This window comes from Amycolatopsis sp. SID8362, from assembly GCF_010550475.1.
Lineage (GTDB): Bacteria > Actinomycetota > Actinomycetes > Mycobacteriales > Pseudonocardiaceae > Amycolatopsis > Amycolatopsis eburnea.
In genome coordinates this window covers 1-10,304 of the sequence record NZ_JAAGNB010000061.1, presented here as the reverse complement: position 1 = coordinate 10,304, position 10,304 = coordinate 1, and the positions used below count along the sequence as shown (strand labels likewise).

10 protein-coding genes and 1 pseudogene are annotated in these 10,304 nt (G+C 70.5%); 5 read left to right on the top strand and 6 right to left on the bottom strand.

What is annotated here, in order from left to right:
• Positions 1-229: 229 nt before the first annotated feature.
• Entirely contained in the window at positions 230-1,354 is a 1,125-nt protein-coding gene (locus G3I65_RS02300) for a CapA family protein (RefSeq protein ID WP_160694275.1), read from the bottom strand.
• A 368-nt stretch (positions 1,355-1,722) separates the two neighbouring features.
• On the opposite strand from G3I65_RS02300, the gene G3I65_RS02295 reads away from it, so the two are divergent.
• The 5 genes from G3I65_RS02295 to G3I65_RS02275 all read left to right on the top strand — a co-directional run bounded on the left by G3I65_RS02295 (position 1,723) and on the right by G3I65_RS02275 (position 7,134).
• Positions 1,723-2,697, top strand: coding sequence for a substrate-binding domain-containing protein (locus G3I65_RS02295; protein WP_160694273.1), 975 nt, complete (start codon positions 1,723-1,725; stop codon positions 2,695-2,697).
• Positions 2,698-2,769: 72 nt separating this feature from the next.
• Complete coding sequence (locus G3I65_RS02290) at positions 2,770-4,308, top strand: sugar ABC transporter ATP-binding protein (RefSeq protein ID WP_160694271.1); 1,539 nt, start codon at positions 2,770-2,772, stop codon at positions 4,306-4,308.
• Complete coding sequence (locus G3I65_RS02285) at positions 4,305-5,330, top strand: ABC transporter permease (protein ID WP_160694269.1); 1,026 nt, start codon at positions 4,305-4,307, stop codon at positions 5,328-5,330. The genes G3I65_RS02290 and G3I65_RS02285 overlap by 4 nt, the downstream gene beginning before the upstream one ends.
• Positions 5,327-5,983: a FadR/GntR family transcriptional regulator gene (locus G3I65_RS02280; RefSeq protein WP_160694267.1), complete on the top strand. Its 657-nt coding sequence runs from the start codon at positions 5,327-5,329 to the stop codon at positions 5,981-5,983. The genes G3I65_RS02285 and G3I65_RS02280 overlap by 4 nt, the downstream gene beginning before the upstream one ends.
• A gap of 71 nt (positions 5,984-6,054) precedes the next feature.
• Positions 6,055-7,134 carry a glycoside hydrolase family 88 protein gene (locus G3I65_RS02275; protein ID WP_160694265.1) on the top strand — a complete coding sequence of 360 codons (1,080 nt, stop codon included), beginning with the start codon at positions 6,055-6,057 and terminating at the stop codon, positions 7,132-7,134.
• A 3-nt stretch (positions 7,135-7,137) separates the two neighbouring features.
• On the opposite strand, the gene G3I65_RS02270 is transcribed toward G3I65_RS02275, so the two are convergent.
• From G3I65_RS02270 to G3I65_RS56920, 5 genes and pseudogenes are all read right to left on the bottom strand, one after another.
• Entirely contained in the window at positions 7,138-8,448 is a 1,311-nt protein-coding gene (locus G3I65_RS02270; RefSeq protein WP_160694263.1) for a DNA polymerase IV, read from the bottom strand.
• 1 nt (position 8,449) lies between these two features.
• Positions 8,450-8,761 (bottom strand): transcriptional regulator, encoded by a 312-nt coding sequence (locus G3I65_RS02265; RefSeq protein WP_160694261.1) that lies wholly within the window; start codon positions 8,759-8,761, stop codon positions 8,450-8,452.
• Positions 8,758-9,378 (bottom strand): hypothetical protein, encoded by a 621-nt coding sequence (locus G3I65_RS02260; RefSeq protein ID WP_160694259.1) that lies wholly within the window; start codon positions 9,376-9,378, stop codon positions 8,758-8,760. Before G3I65_RS02260 ends, G3I65_RS02265 begins: the two co-directional genes overlap by 4 nt.
• A 45-nt stretch (positions 9,379-9,423) precedes the next feature.
• Positions 9,424-10,155 (bottom strand): ABC transporter permease, encoded by a 732-nt coding sequence (locus tag G3I65_RS02255; RefSeq protein ID WP_160694257.1) that lies wholly within the window; start codon positions 10,153-10,155, stop codon positions 9,424-9,426.
• Positions 10,152-10,304, bottom strand: a pseudogene (locus G3I65_RS56920) (ABC transporter ATP-binding protein); the annotation flags it as partial. The gene G3I65_RS02255 and the pseudogene G3I65_RS56920, both read right to left, overlap by 4 nt.

Here is a 10,304-nt window from a genome sequence, read left to right as displayed (position 1 = left end):
CGGCGAGCCCGGCGGCGCCCGATCGCCGGAGAGCCGACGCGGCCGCACGCGCCAACACCCGGCGCGGCCGAACCAGCCAAGACCACCCCGTGACCGGCAAAGCCCGGCAGCGCCGCACGCCGACGAGCCGGCGCGGCCGCACACGCCAACACCCGGCGCGACCGATCCGGCCAGGACGCCCCATCACCGGCAAAGCCCGGCGATCGTACGGACCGCCGGGACCCTCAGCTCACTTGCCCGGGCGGGTCAACCCGTCCTTGTCCGCCCCCAAGCTCAAGATGTTCTTGTCCGTGTCCGACAGGGCCTTGGTGACCTGCGCCGACGCCGGTGAAGTCGACAAGTCGATCAGCCGGATCGGGTCGTCCAGCTTGATCAGCGTCGGGACGTACTCCGCCTTGTCGACCTTCCACCGCTCCCCGTCACGCACGAACCGGAACCGGGCCGCCGTGCCCTCTTCGGTGTCGCCGCGGGGGTCCGAGTGGCGGGCGATGCTGTTGCCCAGCCCGTAGGCCACCCACTTTTCGCCGAGCTTCTCGAACGGCTGGACCACATGGGCGTGGTGGCCGATGATCAGGTCGACGTCGTCGGACGCCAGGATCTTCTTGGCCTGCGACCGCTGCTCCGCCGTCGGCTCGTGCTGGTACTCGACACCCCAGTGCAGGCTCGCGATCACGACCTGCGCCCCCGCCTCGCGCGCCTTGCGTGCCGCCGACAGGACGTCGTCGACGTCGATCTGGTTGGCCAGCCACGGCTTCCCGGCCGGGACCTTGATGCCGTTGAACCCGAACGCGTACGAAACCTGCGCGACCTTGACGCCGTGGACGTCCAGGATCAGCGGTTTCGCCGCTTCCGACGCCGAGCGGGCCGAGCCGGTGTGCTTGACGCCGATCGCGTCGAGCTTGTCCAGCGTGCGCGAAACCCCGGCCGCGCCCTGGTCGATCGTGTGGTTGGAGGACGTCGAGCACGTGTCGTAGCCGGTGTCCTTGAGCGCGTCCGCGATCTCCGGCGGCGCGCTGAACGACGGGTACCCGCTGTACGGCCCGCCTTCCGGCGCCAGCGGCGTCTCGAGGTGGCAGATCCCGAGGTCCGCGCCGGAGATCAGCGGCTTGATCCCGGCCAGCAGCGGCCGGTAGTCGATCTTGCCGCCGCCGTCGGCCTCGGCCTGCTCGGTCAGGGCCGGGTGGATCAGGACGTCGCCGGTCGCGACGACGCTGAACGAGCCGTCCGGGGCGGCCGCCGTGGACGATCCGGTCTCCGGGAACGGCGTCGGGGCCGGACCCGACTGCGGCGGGCTGCTGCAGCCGGCCACCAGGACGGCGACCCCGGCGAGCGCGGCGACGCGGTGCTTCGTCATCGGTCCCCTCCTGCTGTCGTCCGGCCATCCTGCCAGCCGGGCGAACCCGGCAGAGAGGGCATCCCGATCATCGACAACTCCCACCACAGTCGACAACACCGATCAGAACATTCGCACAGGACAAAACCGGACAACGCGCAGCCCAGCGGGGAAAAAATACGATAAATGAGGCCCACGTGTGCCACGATGCAACTACGTAGAGTAGGTCTCGCTCTGCTAACTGCGGCTTGACGCTGCACGAACGGGTGTTTTGTAATACCAGTCACTCAGCGGCGCCCGCGCGCGCCACTCGAACCCCGGCCTCCTTGGGAGCAACGATGTCCCCACACTCGCACAGGCTGCGCGCCTGGAGCGCTGTTGGTTGTTGTTTGATTTCCGGCGCTCTGCTGGCCTCCTGCTCCTCCGGCAAAGAGACCGCCGCACCCCAGCAGCAGGCACCGGCCAACGGCAAGATCACGCTGTACTACCTGCAGAAGCAGGGTGACCAGCAGTACTTCGTCGAGCAGGCGCAGGGCGCGCAGGAGAAGGCGAAGGAACTCGGCGTCGAGCTCAAGGTCGTCAACCTCGGCCAGGACGCCAACAAGGCCATCACCGAACTCGACGCCGCGGTCGCGCAGGGCGCCAACGGCGTCGCCATCGTCGTCCCGGACCAGGCCATCGGCCCGCAGGTGATCGACAAGGCGAAGAGCGCGGGCATCCCGCTCATCGCCTCGGACGACGTCATCAAGGACGGCACCGGCGCGAAGGCCCCGTTCGTCGGCTTCAACGGCAGCCAGATGGGCGACTCGGTCGGCACCGAGGCCGGGAAGCTGTTCAAGGCCGCCGGCTGGACCGCCGCCGACACGAAGATCATCAGCGCCTACAAGCAGGACCTCACCGTCTGCACCGACCGCGTCAACGCCGCCAAGGCCGCGTTCCAGAAGTCGGGCGGCGCGGACGTCCAGGTGATCGACGTCGGCACCGACAACTCCCCCGTCGACGCGCAGAACCGCTCCGGTGCGGTGATCGGCTCCAACCCGGGCGTCAAGCACTGGGTCGTCTGGGGCTGCAACGACGAGAACGAAACCGGCGTCGTGACCGCGCTGGCCAACTCCGGCGTGCAGGCGAACAACATCATCGGCGTCGGGCTCGGCGCGTACCTCACCTGCAAGGACTGGGCCGCGGGCAAGGACACCGGCAACAAGTCCGCGCTCTACATCTCCGGCGCCGAGGTCGGTCGCTCGGCGATCCAGGTGCTGGTGGACAAGGTGAAGAACGGCAAGGAGCTGCCCGCGGAGACGATCGCGAAGACCACGATCGTCAACAAGGACAACTACAAGCAGGCCGGCGTCAACTGCACCTGACCGACCCCTCGTGAGTGTTTGGTCGGGTTCTAACCCGACCAAACACTCACGACCGCCGTACGGAAGGCGACCATGTCCTCCTCTTCACCCGCGCTCGCCGTCGAGGGCATCGGCAAGCGCTTCTCCGGGGTCACCGCCCTCGACGACGTCTCGCTGGAGTTCCGCGCCGGCGAAGTCCTCGCGCTGATGGGCGAAAACGGCGCCGGGAAGTCGACGCTGCTGCGCGTCCTCTCCGGTGACCAGGGCCCCGACGACGGGCGCCTGCTGCTGGACGGCACCGAGGTCGCGTTCGACACCCCGCGCGCGGCGATGGCCGCCGGGGTCCGCGTGATCTACCAGGAACCCGAGATCATCCCGCACGTTTCGGTGGCGGAGAACGTCTTCGTCGGCGAGCTCCCCGCCAAGGCGCGGGTCTTCAACCGCCGCACGCTCATCAAGGCCACGCAGGACGCGCTTGCCGAATACGGCTTCGAGGGCGTCCTCAACCCGGCGACGCTCGGCGTCAAGCTGTCGGCCGCGCAACGGCAGATCGTCGAGATCCTGCGCGTGCTCACCGCGGCCACGCCGCCGAAGGTGATCGCCTTCGACGAGCCGACGTCGTCGCTGTCGGAGCACGAGGTCGAGGCGCTGTTCCGGCTGATCGGGCGGCTGCGCGACAGCGGTGTCGCGGTCGTCTACGTCTCGCACCGGATGAAGGAGATCTTCCAGCTGGCCGACCGCGTCGCCGTGCTGCGCGACGGGAAGCTCGTCGGCGTCCAGCCGGTCGCGGAGACCGACGAGCCCGGCCTGGTCCGGATGATGATCGGCCGCGACCTCTCGGCGCTCGAGCGCCGCGTCACCCAGGACACCGGCGACGTCGTGCTGAAGCTCGACGATGTCACGACCGACGACGTCACCGGCATCTCGCTGCAGGTGCGCGCGGGCGAGGTCGTCTGCCTGGCCGGGCTGGTCGGCGCGGGACGTTCCGAGCTGGCCCGCGCGATCGTCGGGGATCTGCCGATCCGCTCGGGCACCGTGACCCTCGACGGCAAGCGCTTGCGGGCGAGCAACCCCGGTGACGCCGTGAAGGCGGGCATCGGCTTCGCGCCCGAAGAACGCAAGACGGACGCGTTGCTGATGCAGCGGTCCGTGCGCGACAACGTCTCCATCGCCGTCCTCGACCGCCTTCGCCGCTTCCGCGTGGTGAAGCGGGCGAAGGAACGCGCGCTCGTCGAGGAGTACGTGCGCGAGCTTCGCGTGCGGACGCCGTCGATGGAGCAGGAAGTCCGGAAGCTCTCCGGCGGCAACCAGCAGAAGGCCGTCCTCGCGCGCTGGCTCGCGCGGCGGCCGAAGCTGCTGATCCTCGACGAGCCGACGCGCGGGGTCGACGTCGGCGCGAAGGCCGAGATCTACCGGATCATCGACGGCCTCGCCGCGGAAGGCATCGCGCTCCTGGTCATCTCGTCCGACCTGCCCGAGGTGCTGACGCTCGCCGACCGCATCCTCGTGATGCGGGCCGGGCGCCTGGCCGGCGAGATCGGCCGCGAAGAAGCGACCGAGGAAGCCGTGCTGACCCTCGCCATCCCCGAAACCGAACCAGCCGTGGAAGAAGCCCAGGAGATCGGCGCATGAGCACCCCCACCAAGGAAACTTCGGCTCCCTCCGCCCCGGCACAGCCGAGCGCCGCGCGCCGCGTGCTGACCGGCATCGGCGTGCAGAACTCCAGCCTGATCATCACGCTCATCGCGCTGGTGATCCTGCTGAGCGTGCTGAACGAGAACTTCTTCCGCACCAACAACCTGCTGCTGATCGGCAGCGCGATCACCATCATGGGGCTGCTGGCCCTGGTGCAGACGCTGGTGATCATCCTGGGCGCGCTGGACATCTCGGTCGGCTCGATGGCCGGGCTCGCCTCGGTCGTCTCGGCGATGGTGTTCACCTCGACCGGCAACTCCGAGGCCGGCATCCTCGCCGCGGTCGGCGTCGGCATCCTGTGCGGCCTGGTCAACGGCATGATCATCATCTTCGGCCGGGTCAATCCGGTGGTCGCGACGCTGGCGATGCTCGCCACCTACAAGGGCATCGCGCAGGTGATCTCCGACGGCAAGGCGCAGGGCTACACCGGCGGCGACGACCTGTTCATCTTCCTGGCCAAGGGATCCGTGCTCGGGCTGCCGTCGCTGGTGTGGGTGTTCCTGATCGTCGCGGCACTGCTGCACTTCCTGCTCAAGTACACCGACATCGGCCGCAACGTCTACGCCATCGGCGGCAACGACACCGCCGCGCGGCTGGCCGGCATCAACATCAACCGGTACATCATCGGCGTGTACGCCCTCGTCGGCGTGGTCGCGGCGATCGCGGGCGTGCTGATCACCGCGCGCACCGGCTCCGGCCAGCCGACGTCCGGCTCGGAAGGCCTGGAACTGCAGGCCGTCACCGGCGCCGCGCTCGGCGGCACGATGCTCAAGGGCGGCCGCGGCTCGATCATTTCGACGGTGCTCGCGGTGATCATCCTGGGCGTGCTCGACAACGGCATGTCCGGGCTGGGCATCAACCCGTTCTGGCAGAACGTCGCGCACGGCGCCCTGCTCGTGATCGCGGTCGTGCTGCAGCAGCTGCGCAGCGGGGAGCGCCGCGTCGGCCTGCCCGAGTGAACCTCCACGCCCGGATCGTCGACGAACTGGGCAGGCTCATCGTCGAAGGCGTCCTCGGGGACGGGCAGCCGCTCGTCCCCGAGGAGCTGGGCCGGCGCTTCTCGGCGTCCCGCACGGTGGTGCGCGAGGCGCTGCGCGTGCTGGAGTCCAAGGGCATGGTCACCGCGCGGCCGCGGGTCGGCACGTGGACGCTGCCGCCCGAGGCGTGGGACGCGATCGACCCGGACGTCATCGCCTGGCGCGTCAACGGTCCCGGCCGCCGCGAGCACCTGCGGGAGCTGCTGGAACTGCGGCTGATGCTCGAACCGCAGGCGGCGCGGCTGGCCGCGCGGCACCGGCGGCCCGACGAGCTGTCGGTGATGGCCGCGGCGTACGAGCTGATGGCGGACGCGGTCGAGCGGTCCGACGCGGCGGCGTTCCGCGAAGCCGACTCGCGGTTCCACGCGGCGCTGATCCGTGCCTCGGGCAACGCGCTCATCGCGCAGCTGCGGGTGCCGGTCGTGGCGGCGTTGCGGGCGCACGGCGAGCCGATGGAGCTCGTCGCGCATTCCCGCGTGCTGACGCTGGTGCTGGCGAAGAACGCCGACGGGGCCGAAGCCGCGTCGCGGAGATTGCTGGAAACCGTTGCGCCGTACCGCTCACCGGCACCTTGACACGTCCACCGGGAAGCGCTTCACTCGCTGCGACCGACCCGCCGCCATGACGTGCTGAGGAGGACGCTTTCATGCGTTTCCCGGGTATACGTGGCTTTGGCGCGCTCGCGGCCGCGGCCGTGGCGGGCAGCCTGCTGACGGCGCCGGTCGCATCCGCCGCCGTTCCCTGCGCCGTCGCGGACGAAATGGTCGCCGCGGGCAACTACTGGGCCGCGAACGGGACGAACCCCGAGCCCGCCGACTGGCAGAACGCGACGTTCCACGTCGGCAACCTGGCGCTGGTCCGGACCACCGGCCAGTCCAACCACAAGACGTACCCGTGGGCCAAGGCGAACGGCTACCAGCTGCCGTCCGACCCGAACCGCCCGTTCTTCCCGGACAACCAGGCCGCCGGCGAGGCGTACCTGGACCTGTACACGTACTTCCACCCCGAGATCCCGCTCGACTCGATCCGCACCCGGATCCAGGACGAGGTGGCGTCCGTGCGGGCCGGGCACCGGGACTACTGGAACTACGTCGACGCGCTGAACATGGCGATGCCGTCGTTCGCCCGGATGAGCCTGATCGACCACCAGCCGTCCTATTTGGACGCCATGGACCAGCTGTTCCGGACGTCGGAACGCAAGCTGTACAACGAGTTCACGGGGTTGTGGTACCGCGACGAGCGGTTCAAGGGCTCGGGCGTGTTCTGGTCGCGCGGCAACGGCTGGGCCCTGGCGGCGCTGACGAAGGTGCTGCAAGTGCTGCCGACGGACGACCCGCGGCGGCCGGAGTACCTGCGGGTGTTCAAGAAGATGGCGTTCTCGTTGTCCTTGCTGCAGCGCCGCGACGGCTTCTGGAACGCGGACCTGCTCAACCCGTGGAACCACGGCGGCCCGGAAACGAGCGGCACGGCGTTCTTCACGTACGGCATCGGCTGGGGCATCACCGCGGGCATCCTCGACGCGTCGCGGTTCCGCCCGGTGGTCGACAAGGCGTGGACGGCGTTGTCGACGAAGGCCCTGCAATCGGACGGCAAGCTGGGCTACGTCCAGCCGGTTGGCGACCGCCCGGCGACGGCTCACCCGGACGACACCTCGGCGTACGGCGTCGGCGCGTTCCTGCTGGCCGGTCAGGAAGTCGCGAAACTGCGGGGCTGTTCGGCGGAGTAGGCGCTACTTCAGGCAGTCGCCGGGGTCGCCGCGGGTCAGGGCGGGGTCGGACTGGGGGAAGGTGCGGGCCGCGCCCGGGCCGGAGGTGCGGTGCTCGAAGCGGACCGTCACCCGGCCGTGGCCCGCGCCCTGGACCCAGCCCGTGCCGAACTCCTCGTGGACCACGTCGTCGCCCTGGCGCCACTCCGAAGGCGGGGTGGGCGCCGGGGTCGCCGCCGTGACCACCGTCGACGTCGCGGGGACCGACGGGGCCGCCAGGGTGAACAGGGCGTCCTGGTGCGGCACCGAAAGGCCGCTGTAGGCCACGCCCGCCAGGCGGATGCCGCCGAACTCCGCCGGGTCCAGCAGCAGCCGTTCGGCGGTCGCGGCCAGCTCGGCCAGGTCGTCGGTCGGGGCGGAGATCGTCTCCGAGCGGGTCACCGTGTGCATGTCCGTGTGCCGCAGCTTGATCACCACGGTCCGGGCCACGCGCTCGGCCTTGAGCAGCCGCTGGTGCGCGCCCGCGGCGATGCGCCGGACCTCCGCCCGCAACGTCGGCAGGTCCTTGATGTCGGTGTCGAACGTCGTCTCGGCGCTGACCTGCTTGGTCTCGGCGCGCCCGGCCACCGGGCGGTCGTCGGCGCCGGTCGCGAGGCGGCGCAGGTCGCGGCCGATCACGCCGCCGAGCGTGGCGACGGCGTCCTGTTCGGACAGTGCCGCCAGCTGCCCGAGCGTCTGGACGCCGATGAACCGCAGCTTGCCTTCGGCGACCGGCCCGATCCCCCACAGCGCGCGCACCGGCAGCGGCGCCAGGAACTCCCGCTCGGTGCCCTGCGGCACGACCAGCAGCCCGTCCGGTTTGGCCTCGTCGGACGCGATCTTCGCGATCTGCTTGCCGTTCCCCGCGCCGATCGACGCCACCAGGCCGGTTTCCGCGCGGATCCGCGCCCGCAGCGACGCGCAGAACTCCGTGACCTCGTCGAACGAAGCACCGACGAGCGACGGCGGCTCGGCGAAGGCCTCGTCGAGGGAGATCTTCTCCAGCACCGGCGCCACCGCGGAGACGACGGCGAAGACCTCCTGGCTCAGGCGCTCGTAGACGCGGAACCGCGGCGGCACGATGACGCCGTTCGCGGGCAGCAGCCGCCGGGCCTGCGCCATCGGCATCGCCGACTTGATGCCGAACGCCCGCGATTCGTAGCTGGCGCCGGCCACGACCCCGCGCGGGCCGAGGCCGCCGACGAGCACCGGGCGCCCGGCCAGCGTCGGGCGGGTGAGCTGCTCGGCCGAGGCGTAGAAGGCGTCCAGGTCGAGGTGGATCACCCAGCGGGCCACGTCAGTCCCCGCCGGTGGCGTCCAGCAGCTGGTGGAGCGCCTTCGTGTAGTTCTCGAACGCCGCGCGCCCGGCCGCGGTGAGCCGGACCAGCGTGACCGGCGTGCGGTGCTCGTAGGCCTTGGTGATTTCGACGTACTCGGCGTCCTCGAGCTTGCGCAGGTGCGTCGAGAGGTTGCCCGCCGTCATGTCCAGGAGCTGCTGCAGCCGCGGGAAGGTGATCTGGTCGCCGGTGCGCAGCCCGGCGAGCGCGACGGTGACGCGCAGCCGGGCCTGCGCGTGGATGACGGGGTCGAGCTGCGGCAGTTCGCTCATCGGCGCTTCTCGCGGGCGAAGTACACGATCGAGGCGAGCAGGAACCCGCCCCCGCCGCACACCGTGAGCACGAGGAAGTTGCCCGGGTAGCCCACGAGCACGCTCAGCGCGGCCGACACGATCATCCACCCGCCGAGGCCGTACATCAGCTTGTCCTGCCAGACCATGCCACCCGCCAGGTACATCACGCCGGTGATCAGCAGCCAGGTGCCGGTCCACAGCAGCGACACCTGGTCCACCGAGAGCACCGAGAACCCGGTGATCCGGATGTCGACGACCAGCAGCCCGATCGAGGCGAGCGCCCAGCCGTAGCCGTACATCGCGCCGACCGTGCGGGACGGCCCGCGGATGCCGCGGCCGGAGCGGATGCTGGTGTAGGTGGTGTAGGCCATGGCGAAGAGGAACAGCACGGGCACGACGATGGCGCCGGCCACCCAGCCGGGCACCGCCACCCAGGACCGGGTGGTGAGGTAGGTGAAGCCCCAGCCGACGATCCAGGCGAAGGCCCAGGCCGCGAGCATCCGCGCCGGGCCCCCGCCGAATTCGCGCTGGTTGCGCCGGGACTGCTGAGCGATCAGGTTCAGCGACTCCTCGGCCGACATCGGCTCGTCTTCCACCCGGTCCGCCCTCCTCCGTGCACCTGCACGGAAGCTAACACGCATCTAAAGCCTGGCCGTGTCCAGCCGGAACCGCCGCACCACGATCAACGCCGGGACGACCAGCCAGCCCGCCAGCACCAGCACCGCGAACCCCGTGCCGCCGGCGTGCGCCAGTGGTTCGAGCCCGATCCGGCCCAGCCAGTACGTCGGGAAGAAGTGCGCGAGCGTGGCCATCCAGTCCGGGAGGACGTAGAGCGGGATCCACAGGCCGCCGAGCATGCCGAGCGGCATCATCAGCGCGCCGGTGACGGCGCCGACCGTGTCGCCCTTGCCGAACAGGCCGATGGCCAGGCCCAGCACCGCGAACGGCAGCACGCCGAGCCACAGCGACACCAGGACCAGTCCCCATTGGGCGGCGGTCATTTCGACGCCCATCGCGAGCCCGGCGGCGAAGAGCACCACGAGCACCGGCAGCGCCACGGCCATCGCCGAGAGCACCTTGACGACCAGGTAGCCCGGCCCGCGCATCGGCGTGAGCCGCAGCTGACGCTGCCAGCCATCGGTGCGTTCCTGCGCGACCCGGGTGCCGGTGAACAGGGCGCCGCCGCTCGCGCCGTACGCGGCCAGGTTGATCATGGTCTGGACGTCGGCGGGCAGGCCGTTGGGCGCGACCAGCTTGCCGAAGATCGACCCGAACAGCAGGAACATCGCCACCGGCATGCCGATGGTGAAGATCGTGAACTGCGGGCTGCGGACGATCCGCTTGATCTCCAGGCTCAGGTAGGTGGTGTTCACGCGGCGGCCTCCTCGGCGGTGAGCGCCAGGAAAGCCTCTTCGAGGCCCAGCGCGGTGATCTCGATGTCGGACGCCGCCGGGTGCGCGGCGAGCAGGGCGCGGAGGGCCGCGTCGGAGTCGGCGCAGGCCAGCTCGGCGCGGCCGGCGCG

Coding starts and splice junctions, on each gene's coding strand:
- G3I65_RS02300 (WP_160694275.1), bottom strand. CDS start 1,354: ATGACGAAGCACCGCGTCGCCGCGCTCGCCGGGGTCGCCGTCCTGGTG.
- G3I65_RS02290 (WP_160694271.1), top strand. CDS start 2,770: ATGTCCTCCTCTTCACCCGCGCTCGCCGTCGAGGGCATCGGCAAGCGC.
- G3I65_RS02285 (WP_160694269.1), top strand. CDS start 4,305: ATGAGCACCCCCACCAAGGAAACTTCGGCTCCCTCCGCCCCGGCACAG.
- G3I65_RS02275 (WP_160694265.1), top strand. CDS start 6,055: ATGCGTTTCCCGGGTATACGTGGCTTTGGCGCGCTCGCGGCCGCGGCC.
- G3I65_RS02265 (WP_160694261.1), bottom strand. CDS start 8,761: ATGAGCGAACTGCCGCAGCTCGACCCCGTCATCCACGCGCAGGCCCGG.